The sequence below is a fragment of the Pseudomonas sp. GW822-FHT04C11 genome (assembly GCF_058800905.1).
The window spans coordinates 50,901-73,833 of record NZ_JBXAMS010000016.1; the positions used below are offsets into that span (position 1 = coordinate 50,901).

At 58.2% G+C, this 22,933-nt stretch carries 24 protein-coding genes; 15 read left to right on the plus strand and 9 right to left on the minus strand.

Features of this window, described 5'->3' with window-relative positions; translation table 11 throughout:
• The first annotated feature begins 62 nt into the window (after positions 1-62).
• The 4 genes from AC1RJ3_RS23000 to AC1RJ3_RS23015 all read left to right on the plus strand — a co-directional run bounded on the left by AC1RJ3_RS23000 (position 63) and on the right by AC1RJ3_RS23015 (position 5,216).
• A complete protein-coding gene (locus AC1RJ3_RS23000) occupies positions 63-803 on the plus strand; it encodes an AraC family transcriptional regulator (protein WP_054593964.1) in 741 nt (246 codons plus the stop codon).
• A gap of 204 nt (positions 804-1,007) precedes the next feature.
• Complete coding sequence (locus AC1RJ3_RS23005) at positions 1,008-2,510, plus strand: efflux transporter outer membrane subunit (RefSeq protein WP_347927975.1); 1,503 nt, start codon at positions 1,008-1,010, stop codon at positions 2,508-2,510.
• Positions 2,507-3,679 (plus strand): HlyD family secretion protein, encoded by a 1,173-nt coding sequence (locus AC1RJ3_RS23010; RefSeq protein WP_493080683.1) that lies wholly within the window; start codon positions 2,507-2,509, stop codon positions 3,677-3,679. Before AC1RJ3_RS23005 ends, AC1RJ3_RS23010 begins: the two co-directional genes overlap by 4 nt.
• Complete coding sequence (locus tag AC1RJ3_RS23015) at positions 3,672-5,216, plus strand: MDR family MFS transporter (protein ID WP_493080685.1); 1,545 nt, start codon at positions 3,672-3,674, stop codon at positions 5,214-5,216. The genes AC1RJ3_RS23010 and AC1RJ3_RS23015 overlap by 8 nt, the downstream gene beginning before the upstream one ends.
• A 215-nt stretch (positions 5,217-5,431) precedes the next feature.
• Here the strand turns inward: AC1RJ3_RS23015 and AC1RJ3_RS23020 are convergent, their stop codons facing one another.
• The 7 genes from AC1RJ3_RS23020 to AC1RJ3_RS23050 all read right to left on the minus strand — a co-directional run bounded on the left by AC1RJ3_RS23020 (position 5,432) and on the right by AC1RJ3_RS23050 (position 10,223).
• Positions 5,432-5,818, minus strand: coding sequence for a cupin domain-containing protein (locus AC1RJ3_RS23020; RefSeq protein ID WP_489112230.1), 387 nt, complete (start codon positions 5,816-5,818; stop codon positions 5,432-5,434).
• 32 nt (positions 5,819-5,850) lie between these two features.
• A complete protein-coding gene (locus AC1RJ3_RS23025; RefSeq protein WP_493080687.1) occupies positions 5,851-6,714 on the minus strand; it encodes an AraC family transcriptional regulator in 864 nt (287 codons plus the stop codon).
• Between the two features lie 735 nt (positions 6,715-7,449).
• Positions 7,450-7,746, minus strand: coding sequence for a DUF1244 domain-containing protein (locus AC1RJ3_RS23030; RefSeq protein ID WP_054593959.1), 297 nt, complete (start codon positions 7,744-7,746; stop codon positions 7,450-7,452).
• A 68-nt stretch (positions 7,747-7,814) separates the two neighbouring features.
• Positions 7,815-8,186 carry a dihydroneopterin triphosphate 2'-epimerase gene (folX, locus tag AC1RJ3_RS23035; protein WP_054593958.1) on the minus strand — a complete coding sequence of 124 codons (372 nt, stop codon included), beginning with the start codon at positions 8,184-8,186 and terminating at the stop codon, positions 7,815-7,817.
• A gap of 2 nt (positions 8,187-8,188) precedes the next feature.
• Positions 8,189-8,749: a GTP cyclohydrolase I FolE gene (folE, locus tag AC1RJ3_RS23040; RefSeq protein WP_054593957.1), complete on the minus strand. Its 561-nt coding sequence runs from the start codon at positions 8,747-8,749 to the stop codon at positions 8,189-8,191.
• Positions 8,750-8,772: 23 nt separating this feature from the next.
• Positions 8,773-9,483 (minus strand): dihydromonapterin reductase, encoded by a 711-nt coding sequence (folM, locus tag AC1RJ3_RS23045; RefSeq protein WP_123582648.1) that lies wholly within the window; start codon positions 9,481-9,483, stop codon positions 8,773-8,775.
• A gap of 170 nt (positions 9,484-9,653) precedes the next feature.
• The gene (locus AC1RJ3_RS23050) at positions 9,654-10,223 is read right to left on the minus strand and encodes an antibiotic biosynthesis monooxygenase (RefSeq protein WP_054593955.1); all 570 of its coding nucleotides are present in this window, start codon (positions 10,221-10,223) and stop codon (positions 9,654-9,656) included.
• A 206-nt stretch (positions 10,224-10,429) separates the two neighbouring features.
• On the opposite strand from AC1RJ3_RS23050, the gene AC1RJ3_RS23055 reads away from it, so the two are divergent.
• Entirely contained in the window at positions 10,430-11,380 is a 951-nt protein-coding gene (locus tag AC1RJ3_RS23055; RefSeq protein ID WP_054593954.1) for a MerR family transcriptional regulator, read from the plus strand.
• A gap of 3 nt (positions 11,381-11,383) precedes the next feature.
• Here AC1RJ3_RS23055 and AC1RJ3_RS23060 read toward each other — a convergent pair whose 3' ends face one another.
• On the minus strand, positions 11,384-11,989 hold the full coding sequence (locus AC1RJ3_RS23060) for a hypothetical protein (protein WP_054593953.1): 606 nt from the start codon (positions 11,987-11,989) through the stop codon (positions 11,384-11,386).
• 54 nt (positions 11,990-12,043) lie between these two features.
• Entirely contained in the window at positions 12,044-12,517 is a 474-nt protein-coding gene (locus AC1RJ3_RS23065) for a PAS domain-containing protein (protein WP_493080691.1), read from the minus strand.
• Between the two features lie 153 nt (positions 12,518-12,670).
• Here AC1RJ3_RS23065 and AC1RJ3_RS23070 point away from each other — a divergent pair, with 153 nt between their 5' ends.
• From AC1RJ3_RS23070 to AC1RJ3_RS23115, 10 genes are all read left to right on the plus strand, one after another.
• Complete coding sequence (locus tag AC1RJ3_RS23070; RefSeq protein ID WP_123582653.1) at positions 12,671-13,126, plus strand: flavodoxin; 456 nt, start codon at positions 12,671-12,673, stop codon at positions 13,124-13,126.
• A 195-nt stretch (positions 13,127-13,321) separates the two neighbouring features.
• On the plus strand, positions 13,322-14,104 hold the full coding sequence (locus AC1RJ3_RS23075) for a class II aldolase/adducin family protein (protein WP_493080693.1): 783 nt from the start codon (positions 13,322-13,324) through the stop codon (positions 14,102-14,104).
• Positions 14,104-15,006, plus strand: a complete 903-nt coding sequence (locus tag AC1RJ3_RS23080; protein ID WP_493080695.1) for an alpha/beta fold hydrolase — start codon at positions 14,104-14,106, stop codon at positions 15,004-15,006. Before AC1RJ3_RS23075 ends, AC1RJ3_RS23080 begins: the two co-directional genes overlap by 1 nt.
• 199 nt (positions 15,007-15,205) lie before the next feature.
• Positions 15,206-15,781, plus strand: a complete 576-nt coding sequence (locus tag AC1RJ3_RS23085; protein WP_173860022.1) for an RNA polymerase sigma factor — start codon at positions 15,206-15,208, stop codon at positions 15,779-15,781.
• Positions 15,778-16,767, plus strand: coding sequence for a FecR family protein (locus AC1RJ3_RS23090; RefSeq protein WP_493080697.1), 990 nt, complete (start codon positions 15,778-15,780; stop codon positions 16,765-16,767). The genes AC1RJ3_RS23085 and AC1RJ3_RS23090 overlap by 4 nt, the downstream gene beginning before the upstream one ends.
• A 178-nt stretch (positions 16,768-16,945) precedes the next feature.
• On the plus strand, positions 16,946-17,353 hold the full coding sequence (locus tag AC1RJ3_RS23095; protein WP_054593946.1) for an ExbD/TolR family protein: 408 nt from the start codon (positions 16,946-16,948) through the stop codon (positions 17,351-17,353).
• Positions 17,354-17,357: 4 nt separating this feature from the next.
• Positions 17,358-18,107: an energy transducer TonB family protein gene (locus AC1RJ3_RS23100; RefSeq protein WP_493080699.1), complete on the plus strand. Its 750-nt coding sequence runs from the start codon at positions 17,358-17,360 to the stop codon at positions 18,105-18,107.
• A 58-nt stretch (positions 18,108-18,165) separates the two neighbouring features.
• Positions 18,166-20,409, plus strand: a complete 2,244-nt coding sequence (locus AC1RJ3_RS23105) for a TonB-dependent receptor family protein (protein ID WP_493080701.1) — start codon at positions 18,166-18,168, stop codon at positions 20,407-20,409.
• A gap of 35 nt (positions 20,410-20,444) precedes the next feature.
• Positions 20,445-21,089, plus strand: a complete 645-nt coding sequence (locus AC1RJ3_RS23110; protein ID WP_054593943.1) for a MotA/TolQ/ExbB proton channel family protein — start codon at positions 20,445-20,447, stop codon at positions 21,087-21,089.
• A 38-nt stretch (positions 21,090-21,127) separates the two neighbouring features.
• Positions 21,128-22,828 (plus strand): bifunctional metallophosphatase/5'-nucleotidase, encoded by a 1,701-nt coding sequence (locus tag AC1RJ3_RS23115; protein WP_493080703.1) that lies wholly within the window; start codon positions 21,128-21,130, stop codon positions 22,826-22,828.
• The last annotated feature ends 105 nt before the right edge of the window (positions 22,829-22,933 follow it).

Genomic DNA, 22,933 nt, shown 5'->3' on the forward strand with positions numbered 1-22,933 from the left:
TGTCAATCGTGCGTCGCACCTTGGGCTACTCAGCGTAATGAACGTTGCAGTGCCTTGCTGACATGACTGCGCGTACAGCCCTGGCGACGCTCGCCGGTAACTACGGTCATGGGGACATAGTGGCTTCGCATCGGCATGCCGAAGGGCAGTTGGTGTACGCCATCAGTGGCGTGATGCTGGTCTCGGTCTCCGGGACGACTTGGGTGGTGCCTTCCGGTCATGCGCTGTGGGTACCCTCGGGTATGGAGCACGAGATTCGCATGACTGGCGAGGTACGCATGCGCACCTTGCTGATTACGCCTGGCGCCCACGACGTTCTGACGCAAGAGTGTCAAGTCATCAAGGTTTCGCCGCTGCTGCGTGAGCTGATCGTAGCGGCTGGCGATCAGTCCGACGATAAAGGTGCTTTGGCGCGCCATGCACAGATTGTCGAGCTGATCTTCTCGGAGCTCGACAGGGCACAGAAGGTGCTGGCTCATGTACCGATCCCTACCGAGCCTCGGCTCAAGTTGCTGTGCGCCGGCTTCATCGATAATCCATCTCAGGACTCGAAGCTGGAGAGTTGGGCTGAACAGCTCAACATGAGCTCTCGCACCCTGGCTCGCCTGTTCCAGAAAGAACTGGGCATGAGCTATGGGGAGTGGCGCAAGCGCACCCGGTTGCTTCTCTGCCTGCAGCGGTTGGCTTCTGGCGTGTCGATTCTGGATGTGGCACTGGAACATGGTTACCAAAGCCCCAGCGCATTCGCCGCCATGTTCAAGCGCACCATGGGCTTCACTCCGAGCCACTGCCGTTCGGCGTAGCTTCCTCCTGTAGTCAGCAATCCTTACAGAGCATGGCTCACTTTATGTGGGCCATGCTTGCGCTTGCCTGCGGCTCGGGAGCTCTCAAGGCGGTCGCGAAGGGCATGTTGTCTCAATCGAAACGACAGTTGTCTGGAACTCGGGAGAAGCGCAGACCTGCGCTCTCATAACCTGCATCCCTACTCAGAACTCTGGATTTCTGCGATGCGTTCGCCCTTTTTTACCGCGTGGCACGGCCGTCTTTCGCTTGTGGGCATGGCCTCTATTGTCTTGGCTGGCTGTGCCGCATGGACGACTCATCAGCCGGCGCAGCCGCACCCGGAGCGCATCAATGCCCTGAGCCACCTGCCCCAAGGCGTTTCAGCCCAGGCGTTGCCCGAACGTTGGTGGCAGTTGTACAACGACCCGAAACTCGATGCGCTGGTGCAGCAGGCGCTGGAGCACAACCGAGATCTGGCGGCCGCCCAGGCCCACGTTCAATCGATGCTGGCCGGGATCATGCAGGCCGATGCCGAGCGCTGGCCGTCCACTCAAGCGTCACTGGGAGCCGCCTATGGCAAAACTGCCGATGACCAGACACTCGCCAAGGCCACCGACAGCCACGCCCCGTCTCAATGGGCGTTCAATCCCGGCTTCGAATTGGCGTATCAAGTTGATATCTGGGGCCAGGTTCAGCACGCCATCGAGCGAGCTCAGGTTCAGGCCGCTGCCGCACAGGATGCTGAAGACTTGTTGCGCATCACGATCGTGGCGCAAACCACCCGGGCCTATGTGAATGCTTGTGTCTTGGGCGCACGGGCCAAGGTCGAGCGCCATTCACTGGAAGTGGTTGGTCAAAGTCTGGCGTTGATTGACCGTCAGCGTCAGGCCGGTGTGGTGACTGATTTTGAATATGTTCGGATGCAGGCGTTGCAGGGGGAAACCCTGGCCCTTCTGCCAATGCTGGAGGCGCGTCGGCAAGCAGCGCTGTACGAACTGGCGATGTTGACCGGTGTGGCCGATCTGGAGCAGGGCTCTGGCGCGGCGACCTGTGAAGTGGTGCCGAAGCTCAATGCTGCGCTTCCCGTGGGGGATGGCTGGCAACTGCTGGCGCGTCGCCCTGATATTCGCCAGGCCGAGCGAGTGCTGCAAGCGGCTTCGCTGCAGGTGGATATTGTTCAGGCCGATCTGTACCCGAAGGTGACCTTTGGCGCTTCGGTGTCCTCATCCAGCCACACACCCCATGAGCTGGGAGACAGCAGCGCGGTGATGTTTGGTATCGGTCCGCTGATTTCCTGGCAGTTTCCCAACTGGCGAGTCAATCGCGCACGGGTCAACCAGGCCCGGGCACTCGAGCAGGTCGACGTGGCGCAATTCGAGGCCAGTGTGCTCAAGGCCCTCAAGGAAGTGCGTCAGGCCTTGGCTTTGTATGACGGAGAGCGGCAGCGCCACGCAGCCTTGAGTCAGGCGCTGGACAGCAGTCGCCAGGCCTACAAGTTGGCCCAGCTCAATTACAACGCCGGGTCTATCGACTTCCTTGACGTGCTGGACAGTGAGCGCGAGCTGATTCGCTTGCAGGCCACGCGCGCCGATGCAGATGGCCGTTTGCTGCAGCGCCAGATCGCTCTATTTAGCGCCCTCGGCGGCGGTTGGCAGTCGTCTTCCTCTGATATCCCGGTCGATGCGCCTTCTCACGCTCCCCTCACCTTTTCCGGTACCCAGCCATGAATATCGCCGTTGATGATAAAACCGCTTTCCAGCATGAGCATGAGAGTGTGGTCCAGCAGCTCATGCATGAGCGTAAGCAGCGTCGCAAAAGAACTCTGATCCTGCTGGGAGGTGGCGCGGTGTTGGTCGGGGCGGTGGCGTTCGGCATGTATTGGATGACAGTCGGCCGTTACCTGGAGCAGACCGATGATGCGTATGTGCGTGCTGATTGGATTCCCATCAGCCCCCGGGTTTCCGGATACGTGGCTCAAGTGCTGGTGGAGGATGATCAGCCCGTCAAGCGCGGGGATGTGCTTGTGCGCATCGAGGATAGAGACTATCTGGCGCGGCTGGAACAGGCGCGCGCCGAATTGGCTGAAACTGAAGCATCGGTGGCAGCGCAGCAGGCCAACCTGCAAGTCACCGACAGCCTGATCGCCCAGCAGAAGGCCGGCCTTACCCAAGCTGACGCTCGCCTGCGCAGCGCGCATGCCGAGCGGCGTCGCGCGAGCCTCGATGAGCAACGCTACGAAGGCTTGGTCCGCGAACACGCCGCCAGTGCCCAGCGTTTGGAAAGTGCAGCCGCCAGCTACGCCCAGGCCAATGCCGCGGTGGACATTTCCCAGGCGATGCAGCGTCAGCAAGATACTCGGTTGAATGTCGCCATTACCCGGCGTCAAATGGCTGAAGCCTCACTCAAGCAAAAGATCGCCCGGCGCAGCCAGGCTCAGGCTCAGTTGAGCCTGGCGACTAACGCTTTGGAGGATACGTTGATCCGCTCGCCGATCGACGGTGTCGTGGGGCAGCGCAAGGTGCGTACTCGCCAATATGTGGCGCCGGGGTTGCCGCTGCTGGCGGTGGTGCCAACGCAGCAGGCCTACGTGGTGGCCAACTACAAGGAAACCCAGCTGCGCGACATGCGCGCCGGGCAAGCGGTTGATATCAGTGTCGACAGCTATTCGGGGCGCAAGCTCAAGGGCCACGTAGTCAGTTTCTCGCCGGGTTCGGGTGCGATGTTTGCCTTGCTGCCCTCGGACAACGCCACCGGTAACTTCACCAAGATCGTGCAGCGTTTTCCCGTGAAGATCGTGATTGATCAGCACGATGACGGCGGCCCCATTCTGCCGGGCATGTCCGTGATCACGACCGTCGACACCCACCCAGCCGGGCAGGGCGATTCGCATGACTGACGCCGAAGAGAAAGCGGTTTCCTTTCGCGCATGGGTTGCGGTGATCGGAGGGCTGTTCGGTTGTTTCATGGCAGGCATGAACGTCCATGTGACGAGCGCGGCGCTGCCGGAAATCGAAGGCTCATTGGGGGCGACCTTCGAGGAGGGGTCCTGGATTTCCACTGCTTACCTGGTCGCAGAAATCGTGATGATCCCGCTGACCGCCTGGCTGGTGCAGGTATTCTCCCTGCGTCGCGTGATGCTTGTGGGCTCATGTGTATTTCTAGTGGCATCCATTGCCTGTTCCTGGGCACCGAACCTTGAGGTGATGATCATTATTCGGGTGATTCAGGGTGCTGCCGGCGCGGTGCTGATTCCCTTGTCATTTCAGTTGATCATCACCGAGCTGCCGCCCAGCAGGATTGCGATGGGCATGGCGTTGTTCGCCCTGTCCAACAGCGTTGCCCAGGCGGCCGGGCCGTCCATCGGCGGCTGGCTGACCGACGCCTATTCCTGGCGCTGGATCTTCTATCTACAGCTGGCTCCGGGCATTCTTTTGCTGCTGGCGGTGGCGTGGTCAATCGACGCGAAACCCATGCAATTGAGCTTGCTCAAGCGCGGCGACTGGGGCGGTATTACCGCCATGATCGTCGGCTTGGGCGGATTGCAGATTATCCTTGAAGAAGGCGGCCGCAAGGATTGGTTCGGCTCTGACTTTATTGTCTGGATGTCGGTGATAGCCGGCGTGGCACTGTTGTACTTCGTACTGTCACAGCTGTACGGCAGCCGTTCCTTTATCAACCTGCGCTTGCTCAAAAGCTACAACTTCGGGGTGGCCAGCGCGGCAATGTTCATTTTCGGCGGAGCTACCTTCGGCCTCGTGTTCCTGGTCCCCAACTACCTTTCCCAACTGCAGGGGTATAACGCCAGAGAAATTGGCATCAGCCTGATTGCCTACGGCATGGTGCAACTGGTGCTGGCGCCGTTCATGCCGCGCCTGATGAAGTGGCTGAACCCTAAAGTCATGGTCGCCTGCGGGTTTTTCATCATGGCCTTGGGTTGCTATCTCGGTGCGCACCTGAACGTCGACAGCGCGGCCAACGTGATCATTCCTTCCACCGTGGTGCGGGGCATCGGACAGCCCCTGATCATGGTGGCTCTCTCGGTACTGGCGGTTTCCGGGTTGGCCAAAAGTGAAGCAGGCTCCGCTTCTGCATTGTTCTCCATGTTGCGCAACCTCGGCGGTGCCGTAGGCACTGCAGGGCTGACGCAGGTCGTCGCTCTGCGCGAACGCTTTCATTCCGAGCGGGTAGGAGAGTCCATCACCTTATTTTCCCCTTCCCTTCAGGAGCGCCTGCGCATTGGCATGGCGGACAGCGAGGCGTTCGTATTCAACCAGCTTTTGCCCGCTCAACAACAAGTGATCGAGGGCCTGATTCACACCGTGCGCCGTGAGGCGTACCTGATGGCGTACAGCGATGCGTTTTATGTGTCCTGTATTGCCCTGACCCTGTGTGGGTTGGCAGCGCTGGTGTTACGGCAACAACCGAAGGACTGAAAAAAATCGCAGCGGTATGACTGACCCACATAGGTAACAAAACGGTTCAAGCACATAGGTAACAGTTTTTAACTGGCCCTGGATCATCCACTGCGGTTACCCAAAAACGTTTTTACGCAGCCAGGGCTGAAAACCGCCATTCGCTGCACAAGACTGGCAAAGATCTTCTGTGAAAGGCGAGCGCCGTCAAACCCAGGCGAGACGGCGCCAGCTATTTAGATCCAAATGTCGTTGTTGGCCGTGCGCTCTCCACCTTCATGGCCCGTATTCAGTATCCCACGAGGTTCGATCATCATCAGTCTTGCCTCACCTTCTGCGGCTGTTCTGTGCTCCACTCCTCGTGGCACGACATACAACTCGCCTGGACCTACGTATACGCAGCCATGGGGTAGGTCGATACGCAGCTTTCCCTCGATCACGAGAAATGCCTCGTCGGTCTCAGGGTGGGAATGCCAAATGAACTCGCCTTCGATGCGCACGACCTTGAACTGGTAGTCGTTCATTTCGGCGACGACCCGCGGGCTCCATTGCTGATCTATGAGCGAGGCTTTGTGCGCGAGGTTAATGGCTTGCATGTTCGGTTCGTTATGGGCGTGGTGCATGACGGATCCTCTATCAAACGGGAGTCGTCAGCCTAGCGAAGGAGCGCTGAGGCATTCTTGTACGATCCTGCAAGTTGACGGTGTGCTCGGATGCGTTCTAGCCAAGACGATGGGGGGACGCCATAACAACGAGTGAAGTGCCGTGTCATATGGCTCTGGTCATAGAAGCCGGCCGCAAGAGCGGCATCCACCAGCGTGAATCCATCCAGGATCAATGCGCGGAATTGATCCAGACGGCGCAAGGTCACGAACCGGTAAGGACTGGTGCCATACAAGACCCTGAAGTCTCGGGAGAGGCTCCAGCGTTCGCGCCCGCTAATGTGCTCAAGCATCTCCAGGGTAATGCTCAGGTGAAGATGAGCCATGATGAATTCCCTTGCCCGCTCGGTAGCCCGGTAATCCAGGCGCTTGCGCCCGCGCGGTTTACCTGCGACCGCCCGTAATGCAGTTGCCAGATCAAACAGTGCGTCCTGTTCTTCCAGCGCGTCGAGAGGATGATCCATTGCCTGCACAAAAGATTCACTGGCCTGATACAGGCGAGGGTCGTTCGACAGCCCGCCGACAATGTATGGCAATGGTTCACCACCCAGTACTTGCTGAATCAGGGCCGGATCAACATAGGCCATACGATAGCGGAAACCCGCCTCTGTTCCCGCCATGCCGTCATGCAGTTCATCCGGGTGCAGTATTAGCGTGTTTCCCGGCAAACCGTGGCGCAGTGCGCCCTTGTAGTGAAAACTCTGCACGCCCGAGAGTGTTCGACCAATGGAGTAGGTATCGTGGCGGTGCGGATCGTAGCCATGACCGCCGAACCAGGCTTCGATTCGCTCAACTCGCCCTGGTTGAGCGTTTCGCACGACCCAGTCGGTGGCTGGTGCCAGTTCGGTTCGATCCATGAATTCGGCACCCAAGAGGACGACGGTATCTCTGCTCGGTGAATGAGCGTTATAAAATCAATATACCTGCGATCAAGGGTTGGTGTCAGGGGCCTCTTGCCAGCCAGAGTGTTGAAACGCATCCGCGAACAATTGGCGCTGGGCTTTCGATAGCGGTGTTTCGCCCGTTGTCTTTCGGTTGCTGTTCGGGAAAGGGCTGCGTGGGAAGGTGGCTGCGTCACCAGTGATGATCAGGATAGTCAGACCACGCCGGCCGAGCGCCTGAAGCACGGACTTTGTACAGTCATGGATGCGTCTCCGGGAGGTAGTAGCCCCCCCTTGGTCAGCCATGTGGCCGAGATAGCCGTTGATCAGTTCGTTGATCAAATGCTCTTGGCCTCGCCACGGTCAACGTCGCGCCAATCGATGTCATGCGCCTGGAGGAAGCTGAAGAAGTCTTACAGAGCACGGCCAGTACTTGGCCAGGACTTCATTGACCCTATGACCCCGTGCAGAAGGTAGCGAAGGAACACCACTTTCCATCGTGTCCCAAAGCAGGATCAGAAAGCCGGTATACGGACGCCCGGCAATCACCAGATCTTCGGTAGCCCAAACAAGCTCCATCAGCCAGCCCGACTCTGATGAATCGAAAATCCTTATCGAATAGAGTCAGAGTCAGAGGCTTAAGCCATAGCGTCTGAAGCTGTTTAACTCCTTGTTTGTAAAGCTAACCTGTTACCAACGACTGGCAAGTGCCTAATCATGGGTTTTTCCTTTGGCGAACGCCGCTTGCTGGTCGGCGCTGGCTTCTTGCTGGTATTGGGCTTTCCACTCGGCGTACGGCATGCCGTAAACCACTTCGCGGGCGTCATCGAGGCTGACCTCGATCTGGCGTTCGTCGGCGGCGGCCTTGTACCACTTGGACAGGCAGTTGCGGCAGAAACCCGAAAGGTTCATCAGGTCGATGTTCTGCACATCCTTGCGACTGTCCAGGTGCGCGACCAGTCGGCGGAAGGCAGCAGCTTCAAGTTCCAGGCGTTGTTGTTCGGTCATGATGGGCTCGGTGCTATCAAATCGTGGCGCGGATAATAAAAGCCTGGCGGTTTATGCGCCAGGCACGGTCAGCGACTCGCGGCGAGGGTAATCGATACCGACTCGGCGAAACGCAGGGCGTGGGGTTTGTCGACTTCGACTTCGGCGTAAAGCACGCTTTGGTTGGCCATGATCAGATCGAGTATCTCCTGGGTCAGGCGTTCGAGCAGGGCGAACCGGTTGCCTTCCACATGGGCGATGATCGCCTTGGTAATGGTGCGGTAATTGAGCGCATGATCGATATCGTTGTCGCGCACGGCGTCTTGCGCGGCATAGAGGATGGTCAGGTTGATCAGCACATCCTGCTTGTTGAGGATTTCGTCCTCATTGATTCCGATGAAGGTCCGTAGACACAGGTCCTTGACCCGAATGCGGGCCATTCCTGGTTGAAGTTGTGGCATTGCTACTTGCTCCGTCCAATCAATTGCAGGAACTCCTGACGGGTGTTGCTCGACTCGCGGAAGGCGCCGAGCATCACTGAGGTGTTCATGGTCGAATTCTGTTTCTCGACGCCGCGCATCATCATGCACATGTGCTGGGCTTCGATCACTACCGCAACACCGGCGGCCTGGGTGACGCGCTGCACCGCCTCGGCGATTTCCCGGGTGAGGTTTTCCTGGATCTGCAAGCGCCGGGCGAACATGTCGACGATTCGCGCGATCTTCGACAGGCCCAACACCTTGCCGGTAGGAATATAAGCCACATGGGCCTTGCCGATGAAGGGCAGCAGGTGATGTTCGCAGAGCGAGTAGAGCTCGATGTCGTCGACGATCACCATTTCATCGTTGTCAGAGGCGAACAGCGCGCCATTGACGATCTCGTCGACGCTCTGCTCGTAACCATGACACAGGTACTGCATGGCCTTGGCCGCTCGGGCCGGAGTGTCCAGCAAACCTTCGCGTTCAGGGTCTTCGCCCAAGCCTATTAAGATTTCACGATAATTCTGGGGCAGCGATAGGGTCATGGAACATCCTCGCGGGGGGCGGCCTATTTGACGTGCCGTCCGCCGTTGACGGTCAGGGTCGTGCCGGTGACATAAGGGTTGTCCAGCAAGTAGCGCAGGCTCTGGTAGACAACCTCGCTGCCGGGTTCGATACCCAGCGCAGACTTGGCCAGGGCCTTGGCGCGGTACGCCGCGTCGTCGTCGGGGTTAAACAGTAGCAGGGCTGGCGCGATACCGTTGACCTTGATTTTCGGGGCGAATTTCGCCGCGAAGGACAAGGTCAGGCTGTCGAGCCCGGCTTTGGTGGCGCAGTAGGCAATGTGCTTGCTGCTGCCCTTGCGCGTGACATCGTCGCTGATATGCACGATGTCGGCGGGGCTGGAGCGCTCCAGCAAGTCGGCACAATGCAGGTTGATCAGATAGGGCGCAAGCATGTGCACGCTGAACATCTGGGTGAACGCAGCCACTTCGGTGTCAGGGGTTTCGGCCAGCCAGGCAGAAGCGTTATGCACAATCGCCCGCAAGCTCTGGGTATGGGCTTTGAGTTGCGTGATAAACGCCAGGATTCCGGCCTCGCTGGAGAAGTCGGCAAACAGTGCAATCGCGCCTAGGTCGCGCAGTGTTTGCACGCCCGGGCGTTCGCTGCGGTAGCTGATGATCACGCGGTGACCTTCTTCCAGCAGCCGCTGCGCGCAGTGCAGGCCGACACGTTGGCTGGCGCCGGTAATGAGGATCGGAGCTGAGGAAGAGGTCATGGATGGCTCGCATCGCGGGTATGGCAAAACTATACCAGCGACGAGTGCTGCATACCTACGTCAAGCGCTACCCCTGTAGGAGCAAGGCTTACCCGCGATGAAGGCGACCTGGTCTATCTGTTACAACGAGTTATCGTTTATCGCGGGCAAGCCTTGCTCCTACAGGAGGGCTAGCGATTCTGGGTGGACGGTGCCGTGGGCAATGGCCGCCCCTGTGTGTTGTTCAACCAGCCGGCCAGCAGGTGGGTCGACAGCGGGATGAAGAAGTAGACCATCAAAGGCGTCAGGGCCAGGGTGCTGACGAACACTCGGGGCAGCAGGCTTATGTCGCCCAGCAGTGGGCCGAGTACAAAGTTGAACAGTAGCGAGACCGGGAAAAATGCCAGCCAGATCGCCACGGCCTGTTTCCAGCGAGGTGGACGTTGCCCGACTGCACCGAACCAACCGTCGATGCCGCTGACCCGATGCTCGGAAGGGTGGGCAAACAACTCGCTGCCACGTGCCAGCCACGCCGTGCGCGAGACGGAATGCTCCCACGCATGCAGGGTTTGCTCATCGGCGAAGCGGAAAATAATCTGGAATTCGTCATCGCCGGGCGGCGGTGCAAGCACGCCAGAGCCGAGATAACCAGGAAAATCAGTGGCCAGTTGTTCGCCTTCGCGCAACCAGGCGATCAGGTCCTGATAACGCCCGTTGGCAACGCGACGTGCAACCATCAGGGTGACGGGTGAGGTAGACATTGTGTATCTCCGTAGGACAAGCACGCGGTTCCGGGTAGGAGGCGTACAAAACGCAGCACCGGGGTAAAGGGCTGCGTTTAAAAGCAAGCAAGGATTATTCCCGATTTCACTCGATACTCCAAAGATGTTGGTCGAATAAGCCCCTCTTGAATGTAGAAGACCGATCAGGGCTAAATGGGATCCAATCTGACACGGACGTCCTAGTAATGGCTATTACGGCTATGCCTCACCCGCCTCCGCTCTTGATAAAGCAGGAGCAGCTGTTCCCTATTCGTGAAGTGTCACGCCTGACGGGCGTCAATCCGGTGACCTTGCGTGCCTGGGAGCGGCGCTATGGTTTGATTCAACCAGCACGCACCGAAAGTGGGCATCGGCTGTACTCCATGACCGATATTGAACGGGTTCAGAGCATTCTTGGCTGGATCGGACGGGGTGTGGCAGTCAGCAAGGTGGGCAGGATTCTGGCGAAGATCAGCGAAGTCCAAGCATCGCCCAGTATCATTGCGGACGAGTCAGTTCAGGCTGACTATGTTCAATGGCAAACACAGATCAAAGCGGCGCTCAATCATTTCGACGATGTGGAATTGGGCCGGATTTATGGGCAGGTATTTTCCACGTATTCCCTGACCGTGGTGTTCCAGCACATTTTGATGCCGCTGTGGATACAGTTACTCCAGCAACACGATCTGTTCGGAGAAACCAGCGAGTGGGTGATGCTGGACGGGTTTCTACGTACCAGGGTTCTTCAGCGTTTATTTTTGTTGCGGGGGACGCAGCCGTTGCGGGTAGTCGTTTCTGCTATTGATGGGCAGTGCCGCAAGCTTGAGTTGCTCTTGGCGGCTTTGTATATGGGCAGTGTGCAGGTGGGAATCAGGCTGTTGGCACTGGGGCAGCCCTTTGATGAACTGACTCTGGTCTGTGAAAAGATCAAGCCGCACGCGCTGGTGCTGTTCTCCAATCAATCGCCTACACCCGACTTTATCCGTCGTCTGAATCGCTTGGCGATGGGCCTGGATTGCCGCCTGATGCTCGCTGGTGATTCGGCGGATCTGGCACAGGAGAGCCTGGTCGGATCGTCGATTGGCTGTATTGGAAGTGAAGGGGGACTGATGCAGCAACGTTTGCAGCAGTTCCTCGCGGGAACGCTCGATACCTGAGGCTCAGATGTGCAGCGCGGGATGTGTCAGGCGATGCTGCTGGAGAATGTACTGACGCAGGCGTTCGGTTTCATCCTTGTCGCTTTGGTTGAGCCGATAGGCGTAATAACCCTGTTCGGTTTCTCGCTCGAAAGCCCCGCGCAATGCAATGCGTTCGTAGCCTGAAGGGCTGAACCACAGTGCGAAACTTTTCGGCGGCTTGGTACGGTTGCGTACCTCCAGCAAGACTCCCTTGAACGACACTTCGTGCACCCATAGCGTGCCGGGTTGGCCTTTGGCGTTCTCCAGGGCTACGGGTTCTTCAAGCGCCAGGCGCCAGGGGCGAACCATCGGTCCGTCCTCGTAGATGCTCGGTACGCCCAGGCGCAAATGCAGCGCATGAAACTCATCCTCCACCAGGTGCAGAGGAAAGGTCATTTGCTGATTTTCGAAGTGTGCCTGGATGGTGACCTGCTCGTTGGCCGCCAGGCGTGTCAATAAATCGCGGATTTGCGAGCCCCCATTCACCAGCAGGCTCGACGTCGCATCGCGAACATTGAGCTGCGGGTTGTGCTGCATGGTCTGGATGAAATCCAGTTCATCCTGAGTCAGGAGGGTATCGCGATGCATGGTTGGCTCGAAAGAAGTAATTACAAAGTCACTGGTGATTGTAGTTAATGACCATTAATTCGGCAGCTTGTTTTGACCGTTTGTCGCTTTGAGTGCCTGTAGTTCCGCTTGAACTTCGGCTAGTTGGGCTTCCAGTTGGTTAACCCGTTGTTGCGTCTTGACCTGAAGGGTGACGTCTTTCTGCACGCCGATAAAGTAAGTCTGCTTGTCATTTTCGTTGTAGACGGTTGAAAGCGACAGCTCATTCCAGAAGTGTGTGCCGTCCTTGCGATAGTTGCGCAGTATTTCCCGGCAGGATTTTCCACCCTTCAACGTTTCGCGGATCATGCTGAGTGCAGCCTGGTCGCGGTCTCCGGATTGGAGAAAGCGACAGTCCTGATACAGGATTTCTTCAGCGCTATAGCCGGTCAGTTTTTCGAAGGCAGGGTTAACGTAGATCAGGATGTTGTCTTCGCCTTCCCTTTCCGCGATGACGATTCCATCGTTCGAAGCGTTGATTGCCAATTGCATCAGTTGGGCATTGATCATCAGAGAATCCTTTCTGCATCGAATGACGAGATGCATTCTATGACATGGCTGTGGACTGTCCACTGGCCACCAGACCTAATTGCGAGGCAATCGCAGCTTTTTTGCCTCAGCTGTTAATATCCGGGTCTTTTACTCTGCTTCAGGATCAGATTGATGAAAGTCGCCATTCTTTCCGGCTCGGTGTACGGCACGGCTGAAGAAGTCGCCCGGCATGCGGCCAACCTTCTCAAGGCTGCAGGTTTTGAAACCTGGCACAACCCGCGTGCAACCCTGGCCGATGTCCAGGCATTCGCTCCCGAAGCCTTCCTGGTCGTAACCTCGACCACGGGTATGGGCGAGTTGCCGGACAACCTGCAACCGCTGTATTCGATGATTCGCGATCAACTGCCCGCTGCCTGGCGCGGTTTGCCGGGAGCGGTGATTGGCCTGGGGGATGCCAGCTACGGCGATACTTTCTGTGGTGGCGGTGAACAAATGCGTGAGCTGTTCGGTGAATTGGGCGTGCGCGAAGTGCTGCCCATGCTGCGCCTGGACGCCAGCGAAAGCGTGACCCCGGAAACTGACGCCGAACCTTGGCTGGCGGAACTGATCAGCGCGCTACGCGGCTGACCGCACACATGCACCTGTTTGCGACGCCGCTAATAATCCGGGTGTTGTGACATCGCTCACGTCTTTTAGCAGCCGAAGGCTTGCTGACTCGTTGGGTCAGTAAGCTGGCTGCGAATGCAACTACACGAACCCCGACAGCTGACTAGACTGCGTTTACCCCTACGAAATACATAATAAGAACCAGAGGTCCTTGCCGTGAGCGTAACCCCCGTTCAATCGACATCCGATGTGCAAGACCGGGTTAGCGCCGCCGAGTGGCAAACCCGTGTTGATCTGGCGGCCTGCTATCGGCTGGTGGCGCTGCAGGGGTGGGACGATCTGATCTTTACCCACATCTCCGCCAAAGTGCCGGGGACTGAAGATTTTTTGATCAATCCGTTCGGAATGATGTTTCACGAAATTACCGCGTCGAGCCTGGTGAAAGTCGATCAGGCCGGCAACAAGCTGATGGACAGCCCCTACGAGATCAATCCCGCCGGTTACACCATTCACAGCGCCGTGCATGAAGTGCGTCACGACGTGGTGTGCGTGCTGCATACCCACACGGCGGCCGGTGTGGCGGTTTCCGCGCAGAAGCAGGGCGTATTGCCCATCAGCCAGCAATCACTGTTTGTGCTCTCCAGCCTGGCGTATCACGCCTATGAAGGTGTCGCACTCAACCACGAGGAAAAGGCGCGTCTGCAAGCCGACCTCGGTGAAAACAGCTTTCTGATGTTGCACAACCACGGGCTACTGACCTGTGGCAGCAGCATTGCCGATACCTTTTTGATGATGTTCACCTTCCAGCGTGCCTGCGAGATCCAGGTGCTGGCGCAGAACGGCGGGGCTGAACTGATTGCCATCGAACCGCAGATCCTTGCAGGCGCCAAGGCGATGATTGCCGGCGTGACCAAAAGTGCTCAAGGGATGGGCGGCGCGCTGGCCTGGCCGGCGCTGCTGCGTAAACTCGATCAACAAGCTCCGGGTTTCAGACTCTAATGCCACTCTCCGAGATCCCTCTGTGCGTCTGGCGCAAACGCGGACAGAGCTTTGTGTTCCGTGGCCAGACCATTCGCTATTGGGTGGCCGGGCAAGGTGAGCCCTTGTTGCTGATCCACGGATTCCCCACCGCCAGTTGGGACTGGCATTACCTTTGGCAACCCTTGACCCAGCGGTATCGGGTGATCGCCTGCGACATGCTCGGTTTTGGCGACTCGGCCAAGCCACTGGACCATGAATATTGCCTGTTGGAGCAGGCCGATTTGCAGCAGGCACTGCTGGAATGTCTGGGTGTCCGGCAGCCTGTGCACCTGCTGGCGCATGATTACGGTGACAGCGTGGCTCAGGAGTTGTTGGCCCGACATAATGAGGCGCGTGTCGAGATTGGCAGTTGTGTGTTCCTCAACGGTGGCCTGTTTCCCGAAACTCATCAGCCGGTGTTGATGCAAAAATTGTTGCTCAGTCCGTTGGGCTGGATGATCGGACGGGCGTTCAGTCGGGATGGGCTGGTCAAGAGTTTCCGGCAGATCTTTGGTCCCCGGACCCGTCCAAGTGAAAGCGAGCTGGATGATTTCTGGAGCCTGATCGACAACAACCGTGGCACGCGGATCATGCACAAGCTGATCAACTATATCCCGCAACGCCGCATACAGCGGGACAGGTGGGTCAAGGCCATGCAAGCGGGCACCGTTGCGATGCGGGTGATCGATGGCGAAGTCGACCCGGTGTCTGGCGCCCACATGGTCGAACGCTACCGCCAGTTGATCCCCAATCCGGACACGGTATTGCTACGCGGAATCGGTCATTACCCGCAAATCGAGGCGCCGATCCAGGTGCTCAAGCACTACCTGGCGTTTCGTGACCAACTGGATCCCCCCGCGTTGAAAACCGCCTGTTCCTGACCCCGCGTATCGACCCTTGTTGTCACCCATCACACGGGAGCAGCCTGGTTCCCGTGTCGCAAATCACTGCATTCGCCAATCAGCTCAGACCGACTGATTAGCGGGCTCTGATCAGAGTCTTTTGCACATGAGAATATTTATCATTAATATTGGCGCACCGTTGACCCTGCGTAGGGCATGGACCACGTTGAGTCGGCCTTTGATGATCAATACTCCACCCGAATCCCAGAACATCGACGGCTCCGACAGCCCGGACAGTCGCGCGTATTTTCTGAGGGTATTCTTGTCCCAGCGGCCGCAAATGGAAGCGTTGGTCAGTCGGCGCGTGGGTTGTCGGGCGACGGCTGCCGATCTGGTGCAGGACCTGTTTCTACGTTTCTGGCGCCGACCATTGGTGCAAGTCGAAGAACTCAGCACGTACCTGTTGCGCTGCGCCGGCAACATTGCTATCGACCATCTACGTAGCGAAGGCGCGCGGGTGCGACTCAACGAAGGCTGGCTGCCGGAGCAACAGCACAACCTCAGCGTCGAGCCGCAAGCGGCGCTGGAAGCCGGCAATGACCTGCGCCATGTCGAGGCGGCGTTGCGCGGTTTGCCCGAACGTACCCGGCAGATTTTTCTGCTCAACCGCATCCACGGGCGCAAGTACGCCGAAATCGCCAAGGCCATGGGGCTTTCCCAAAGTGCCGTGGAAAAACATATGATGCGCGCCCTCGAAGCCTGCAAGGCCAGTCTGCGAGAACCTGAATCACGCACGCCAGGGACAGCCCCGTGAATCACACCGTCAATGTCACTCCGACGCCGGCTCAGGAGCAGGCCGCGCTGGCCTGGCTGAGCCTGTTGCAGGATCAGCCGAGCAGCGGCGATCACGCCACGTTCAGTCGCTGGTTGCAGGCCGATCCGGCGCATGCCGAAGCCTACGCCCGGGCGCAAGTGGTCTGGGAAATGAGCGAAGCACCGGCTCGTACCCTGGCCGACGAAGATGCCTTTGCCTTGCAGGGTTATCTCAATGCGATGCAGCGCTCCAGGCGTTCCGGCGTGCGGCGCTGGTCTGGCGGTTTGGCCATGGCCGCCTGCTTGCTGCTGATGGTTTCGATAGGCGCCGGCTGGCAGCCCTCGCATTGGTTCGATGATTTAACGGCGGACTATGTCTCGGCACCGGGTGAAGTGCGCAACGTGACCTTGGGCGATCAATCCCGAGTCATCCTCGATGCCGACAGCGCCATTGCCGTGGATTTCAGCCACGGTGAGCGGCATGTTCGGCTGCGCCGCGGTGCAGCCTTTTTCAACGTGAGCCATACCGGCGAGCCCTTTGTGGTCGATGCCGAAAAAGGCGAGGCGCGGGTGCTCGGCACGCAGTTCGAAGTGCGCTTGCAACCGGCGGGCGCGCAGGTGACGGTACTTTCTGGACGCGTCGGTGTGACGCCGACCAAGGGCGCCGAGCAGCAGGTGCTGACGGCCGGTCAGCAAGTGGCTTATGGCGCCGGCAGCGCAGCAAAACTCCACGCCGTCGACAGTGAAGCGCAACTGGCCTGGCGTCAGGGCTGGCTCAATTACTACAAGTCACCCTTGGCCGATGTGGTGAAAGACCTCGACCGCTATTACCCGGGGCGGATCGTGGTGCTCAACGACGACCTGGCCGCGCGACGGATCAGTGGCAGCTTTCCGAGCAAAGACCCGCAAGCGGTGCTCGATTCCCTGCAAGGGGTGTTGGGGTTCGAGCAGCACAGCCTGTTGGGACGGGTGATTATTCTGCGCTGAGAGTGAGGGCGATATCGAGCCCTCACGATGCGTCATCCAATGGTCATCTCAATAGTCCCTTTCTGTAACCAAAACGATACAACTCCCGAGGATGATCTTCGCATTCCTGAGCAAATGGTCAGGAACCGCCGGAGGGCACATTCATCGTTCAGATGATTGAATAACAGGGAGAGGTGCGATGCGCAGTTGGGATGTTACCCACAAGAAAAAAGCTCACATCGAGATCATTCCGATGATCGACGTGATGATGTTTCTGTTGGTGTTCTTCGTATTGATCAGCCTGAACGTGATTCCGGCCGTGGGCATCAAGACCCAGTTGCCGGTCGCCAGTCAGGCACAACAACTCAAGCCACAAAACAAAGCCATCATTACTCTTGGCCTCGACGAGCGCTTGCAACTCGACGGTCAGGACATCAACGAAAGTACCTTGCTAGCGCAACTTAAAGTGCTGAATAACGGCGCCGAGAAGTTGGTCATTATCATCAACAGCGATCAGGGCGTTGAAGTCAAACGCCTGGTGTCGGTGATGGATTTGCTCAAGGGCAATGGCTTCTCCTCCGTTTCTATTGCTACGCGCAAGACCTGACGCCATGTTCAGTCTTTATAAAGCTCGCCAATGGATCGCGTGCCTGCTGCCGGCTTGCCTGGTGGTTATCGTGATCTACACCAGCCAGTTGCAGAGTTTGCAGATCAAACCGGTGTATGACGACAGCACGGTAGAAATCGCGCTGATGGATGCGGCCGAGTTGCTGGCCGCCGTCGAACCCACGCCCGAGCCTCCACCCCCGGAACCCGAGACGCCGCTGGTCGAGCCCGAAGTAGTGGAGCCGGTGGCCATCGAACCGCCTAAACCAAAGCCTGTGGTGAAACCCCGGCCGCCAGCGCCAAAACCGGTAGTGGTCAAGCAAGCACCAGCGCCTGCCGCCACCGCAGCCATAGCGAAAAGCACTGCGCCGGTACCGGCTCCGGTGATCACGACCGCCGCGCCAAAACCCGCCACAACCGTTGCAACAGCGGCCGCGGCGCCGAGCAATGCAGCGCTGGAAAGTGTGTACACCACCGCGCTGCGCAAAGAACTGGAAAAGCACAAGCAATACCCCAGCAGCCGCGAAGCGTCACTGCAACGCCCGCATGGCGATGTGGTGATCTGGCTGGAAGTCGATCGCGCCGGCAACGTGTTGAACAGTGGTATCGAAAGCAAGGCACCGAACATGTTGCTCAATCGGGCGGCGCAAACCAGTTTGCGTCGGGTGGAGAAAGTCTCGCCATTTCCCTCTGATGCGTTTTCCGGCAAAGACAAACAGCGGTTTACCGCGACCTTTAGTTACAACCTTGAATAGTTTCAACCTGGAATAACCCGCCATCCACTAACAGATAGATGTATGTAAGGGATTACCCGTGAAGATCAATAAACTCTATGCCCTGCTATTAGCATCGGGCCTGGGCGGCTTTGCGCCGCAGGTACTGGCTGATGACTCGGTAGATGTCGGCGCGGTGAATGTGACCGGCAAACAAACCCTGGGCAACGGCCATATGATCAAGGAAGAAAGTGCCAAATCGCGCTCCACCGTGACCAAAGAAGCCATGGACGAAATGGCGCCCACGGCCAACGCCCTGGACAAGCTCAAGTACACACCGGGGATCAACGTTTCCAGCACCGATGCCACCGGACTGAGCGGCACCAGTTTCACTATGCGCGGGATGAACTCCGATCAGGTCGGTCTTTCTTCCGACGGATTCCCGATCAATGATTCGGGTGACTACAACATTTACCCGAACCTGCTTGGCGATCCGGAAAACCTCGCCGAAGTGTTTGTCACTCAGGGCTCCGCCGAGGCTGACGGTCCGCACATCGGCTCCAGTGGCGGCAATATCGGTCTGGTGACGATTCGCCCGGAGAAGGATCCCGGCGTCTTCGTCAAACAGGCCCTGGGTTCAAACAACCTGCACAAGACCTTCGCGCGGATCAACACCGGTGATCTGGGCGGCTTCAAGACCTGGGTTTCGGCGTCGCATACAGAGGGCGACAAATGGCGGGGCAAGGGCTCATTGCTGGCTGACAAGGTGGAATGGAACACCTTGTTCGAGGACGGCAATGGCAACTCGACCAACGCCATCGTCAAATACAACCGGCAGGAAAACTACAACTACAACACCCTGAGCAAAGCCCAGTTCGAGAGCCAGGGGCGACGACTGGATTACGCCGAAAACACCGTATACAACAAGGCCGGCCAGGTGTTGCAGTCCTTCAAGCTCAATCGCAATCCCTTTGAAAGCGTGACGTCTTCGGTCACTCAGCGCTTTCAACTGCGCGATGACCTGAGCCTGACATTCAACCCGTATTACGTCTGGTCCAGCGGCGGCAGCTACAGCAGCCAGACCTCCACGGCACTCTCCAGCACCTCGGACAAGGCCGGTAACTTTGACCTCACGGGGCTGGGTGCCAATACCTACTACCGACCGTCCTGGACCGAGACCTGGCGCCCCGGCATGACCAGCAAACTCAAATGGGACATCAACGATGAGCACAGCCTGGACGTTGGCTACTGGTACGAACGCGCTCGCCAACGCCAGACCCAGCCGTATATCGCGATCGATCCCGGTGGCAGTCCGGTGGATATATGGGGCGACTACGGTGCGTCCAATCAATTGGTCGACCGAAACGGCAAGACCGTTCAGGGCCGCCATCAATACACCGTGACCCCGGCACAAAAACTGTGGATTCAGGACACCTGGCTCGCCACGCCGGACCTGACGTTGACCGGTGCACTGGCGTATCAGTACGTCGAGCGTGAAGGCGACAACCTTGGCAGCCTGACCGACAAGCCGGAAAAGAAGGACGCCCGCTACCACGAGTTCCTGCCCAGCTTCAGCGCCAAGTACCAGATCGATGCGCGCAACCAGACGTTCTATAACGTCACCCGCAACATGCGCACCCCACCCAATTACGTGCTGTACAACAAGGGCGACTCCATCAGCCTGAAACCCGAGTTGAGCTGGAACCAGGAGTTGGGTTGGCGTTACAGCGAAGAGGCCATGGCGCTCAGTGCGAGCCTGTTCTACATCACCTTCAAGGATCGGCAGCTGTCGACTACCGACCTCAATGGCGACTTTGTCGTGGCCAACGTCGGTGAGGTGACCAACAAAGGCCTGGAGCTGGAGTGGAGTGGTTTACTGCCGCACAACTTTAACTATTACGCCTCGTACACCTACACCCGTTCCGAGCAGCAGGACGACTTCAAGAACAAGGGCGTGTTGCTGCCAACCTCCGGCAAGCAGCTGACCAACGTGCCGCAAAACATGCTCAACCTCAGCCTGGGTTATGACGACAACCGCTTCTACGGCAACGTCGCGGGCAAGTACGTGGGCAGTTACTACGGCGATTTGACCAACGACGAGAAGATCGCCGGGCGCACTGTGGTCGACCTCAATGCCGGCGTGTACCTGCCAGTCGACAAGAAGGTGTTCAAGAAGGCGACCCTGCGCTTCTCGATGCTCAACGTATTCGACAAGGAATACCTGGCCTCGGTGCGCACCGTGTCGTTCAACTCGCAACCCACCAATGGCCTGGCCCCAAGTACCGCGTACTACAACGTCGGCGAAGAACGCACGGCCGTGGTTTCGCTGGAAGCGGCTTTCTGATTTCGCTGAATTCGTTCTGACCCGAGGGTTTACCGATGGACATGAATCTGCTGCACGACATTACCTTCTACACCCTGTACGGCGCGGCTGCGATTGCCGCTTTCATCGCCGTCGAACGCGGAATTTACTTCAGCTTCAGCCTGCGGCAGGCGAAAAAACTCGAAGCAGTGCTAAACCCGACCATGCACGCTGTCGAGGACCTTCCCGCCGCGTTGTGCCAGCGCAACAGCCTGCCACTGGAAATGCTTGAAACGCTGTTTGCGCACAAACAAGGGCTGGCGACGCACAAGGATCTGGAAGACCTCAGTGAGTCGATCTACATTTCTACCCGCAGCAAGCTGATGCACGGTTTGTGGTTGCTTGAAACCGTGGTTACCGCAGCGCCATTGCTGGGGCTGCTGGGGACGATTCTGGGGATCATCGACACCTTCAAGGCATTGGCCGAGACCGGCGTTTCGGACCCCGGTGAAGTCTCCAAAGGCATTGGGACTGCGCTGTACGCCACGGCGCTTGGGATCGCCGTCGCGTTGGGCAGCATGATTTTCCACAACCACTTCCAGGACCGGGTCGAGCGTATTACCGACCACCTGAAAATCCTCCTGCTGCGTGCAGGGATGGGGACTACGCTAAAACAGGTTGAAGTGCCGCAAGCGATACACGGCCAACTGCAATCGGCCTGATCTCCTGCGGATTTCGATTAGCGAACAAGGATGACCCCATGACACATCATTCCCTGCCAAGGCTGCTCAGTGCAGTCGCCCTGGCTGTCGCCGCGCTGGGCGGTTGCGCCCATGTTCAGCCACCAGCCCAACCGGTTACCGTGAGCATCGTGGCAATCAACGATCTGCACGGTTATTTGCAGGCCAACCCGTATTCGGTTCGTGACAGCGCGGCCGCTGATGGTGTGCGCATGCTCAAGGCCGGGGGCATTGCGACCCTCGGCGGGATGCTGACGCAACTGCGCAAGGACGACCCACAGCTGGTGTTCATCGGTGCCGGTGACCTGGTGGGTGGCAGTCCGCCGCTGTCGGCGATGTGGGCCGACGAACCGACGCTCGAAGCGCTGCGGTCCATGGACATGAAACTCAGCGCCATCGGCAATCATGAGCTGGACAACGGCAAGGCGGAGTTCCTGCGCCAGCTCAATGGCGGCTGCGAATCGACTCGTCCGACCAAGGCCTGTCAGTTTCGCGCCCGCTATCCCGGCAGCGGTTTCCCGTACCTGGCGGCGAACCTGATCGACACCGATACCGGCAAAACCCTGTTGCCGCCGTACCGTATCGAAGAGGTCAAAGGCCAGAAAATCGCCTTTGTCGGCGCGGTGCTGCGCGATGTTGCCTCCGTGGTCAGCGCCAAGGGCCTGCAGGGGTTGCGTACCGAGGACGAGGCCGAGTCGATCAATCGGCTGATCCCGGAACTCAACCGCCAGGGCGTCAATGCGATTGTCGCGGTGGTGCACCAGGGCGGCTCAACCCCCGAACCCTACGACAAACAGGACTGCAGCCAACTGAGAGGCGATATCGTTGACGTGGCCAAGCGACTCGATCCGGCGGTCGATGTGTTGATCTCCGGGCATTCCCATCAAGGTTATCTGTGCAAGGTCGGTCCTCTGCTGGTGACTCAGGGCAGTTCGTATGGGCATCTGATGACCCGCCTGACGCTCGATGTGACTCCTGGTCAGCATCGGGTCACGGGCATTCACGCAACTAATCTGTTGGCCGATCCGACGCAATATCCAGCCGATCCACAGATGCTTGCCTTGCAGCGGGAAGTTGAAGTACGCAGCAATAACGTGCTGCTCAAACCGGTCGGCGCTATCGCGGCTTCACCGATCACTCGACGTGCCAATGCGGCGGGGGAGACGCCGTTGGGTGACTTGATCGCCGATGCTCAATTGGCGGCAGGCGCCACACATGGTGCGCAAATCGCTTTCATGAACAACGGTGGCATTCGTGGCGACCTGGCCCTGGAGCCTGGTCTCAAACGCCTGAATTATGGGCAGGTGGCGACGGTGCAGCCGTTTAACAACACCCTGATCGCCTTCGACCTGAAGGGGCGGCAACTCGAACAATTGCTTAATCAGCAATGGAAAACCGCAGGTGATTTTAATGCGCTGCAAGTTTCCAGGGGCTTCAGCTATCGCTGGGACTCTACGCGCCCGTTGGGGAGTCGGGTGATCCCCGGCAGTGTTCGTCTCAACGGTAAGCCAGTGCAGCCTGAGCGCAATTATCGACTGGTGGTGAACGGCTTTCTGGCCGACGGTGGCGATCGCTTCAGTCTTTTCAAACAGGGCATCAACCGTAGCGATTTGGAAGTGACGGACCTGGATAGCCTGATCAATTACTTGCACCGCATGGATCAACAAGGCAAACCCGTTGGTTCTGCGAAGAGTGCAGGGCGCATCGTGAAGGTGAAATAGCGCTGCATGTCTGGCTGTGTAAGGGGCTTTGAAACTATTTTCAATTTTCATGTGAGGTAAACCCGAGTGACATCCGTGTAGTGGTGAAAGTGCGATTCATTCGCA

Bases quoted from the DNA above. Each gene is read 5' to 3' on its own strand.
- AC1RJ3_RS23000 (WP_054593964.1), top strand. From the start codon at position 63: ATGACTGCGCGTACAGCCCTGGCGACGCTCGCCGGTAACTACGGTCAT.
- AC1RJ3_RS23005 (WP_347927975.1), top strand. From the start codon at position 1,008: ATGCGTTCGCCCTTTTTTACCGCGTGGCACGGCCGTCTTTCGCTTGTG.
- AC1RJ3_RS23010 (WP_493080683.1), top strand. From the start codon at position 2,507: ATGAATATCGCCGTTGATGATAAAACCGCTTTCCAGCATGAGCATGAG.
- AC1RJ3_RS23015 (WP_493080685.1), top strand. From the start codon at position 3,672: ATGACTGACGCCGAAGAGAAAGCGGTTTCCTTTCGCGCATGGGTTGCG.
- AC1RJ3_RS23020 (WP_489112230.1), bottom strand. From the start codon at position 5,818: ATGCACCACGCCCATAACGAACCGAACATGCAAGCCATTAACCTCGCG.
- AC1RJ3_RS23025 (WP_493080687.1), bottom strand. From the start codon at position 6,714: ATGGATCGAACCGAACTGGCACCAGCCACCGACTGGGTCGTGCGAAAC.
- AC1RJ3_RS23030 (WP_054593959.1), bottom strand. From the start codon at position 7,746: ATGACCGAACAACAACGCCTGGAACTTGAAGCTGCTGCCTTCCGCCGA.
- folX (WP_054593958.1), bottom strand. From the start codon at position 8,186: ATGCCACAACTTCAACCAGGAATGGCCCGCATTCGGGTCAAGGACCTG.
- folE (WP_054593957.1), bottom strand. From the start codon at position 8,749: ATGACCCTATCGCTGCCCCAGAATTATCGTGAAATCTTAATAGGCTTG.
- folM (WP_123582648.1), bottom strand. From the start codon at position 9,483: ATGACCTCTTCCTCAGCTCCGATCCTCATTACCGGCGCCAGCCAACGT.
- AC1RJ3_RS23050 (WP_054593955.1), bottom strand. From the start codon at position 10,223: ATGTCTACCTCACCCGTCACCCTGATGGTTGCACGTCGCGTTGCCAAC.
- AC1RJ3_RS23055 (WP_054593954.1), top strand. From the start codon at position 10,430: ATGGCTATTACGGCTATGCCTCACCCGCCTCCGCTCTTGATAAAGCAG.
- AC1RJ3_RS23060 (WP_054593953.1), bottom strand. From the start codon at position 11,989: ATGCATCGCGATACCCTCCTGACTCAGGATGAACTGGATTTCATCCAG.
- AC1RJ3_RS23065 (WP_493080691.1), bottom strand. From the start codon at position 12,517: ATGATCAATGCCCAACTGATGCAATTGGCAATCAACGCTTCGAACGAT.
- AC1RJ3_RS23070 (WP_123582653.1), top strand. From the start codon at position 12,671: ATGAAAGTCGCCATTCTTTCCGGCTCGGTGTACGGCACGGCTGAAGAA.
- AC1RJ3_RS23080 (WP_493080695.1), top strand. From the start codon at position 14,104: ATGCCACTCTCCGAGATCCCTCTGTGCGTCTGGCGCAAACGCGGACAG.
- AC1RJ3_RS23095 (WP_054593946.1), top strand. From the start codon at position 16,946: ATGCGCAGTTGGGATGTTACCCACAAGAAAAAAGCTCACATCGAGATC.
- AC1RJ3_RS23100 (WP_493080699.1), top strand. From the start codon at position 17,358: ATGTTCAGTCTTTATAAAGCTCGCCAATGGATCGCGTGCCTGCTGCCG.
- AC1RJ3_RS23110 (WP_054593943.1), top strand. From the start codon at position 20,445: ATGGACATGAATCTGCTGCACGACATTACCTTCTACACCCTGTACGGC.
- AC1RJ3_RS23115 (WP_493080703.1), top strand. From the start codon at position 21,128: ATGACACATCATTCCCTGCCAAGGCTGCTCAGTGCAGTCGCCCTGGCT.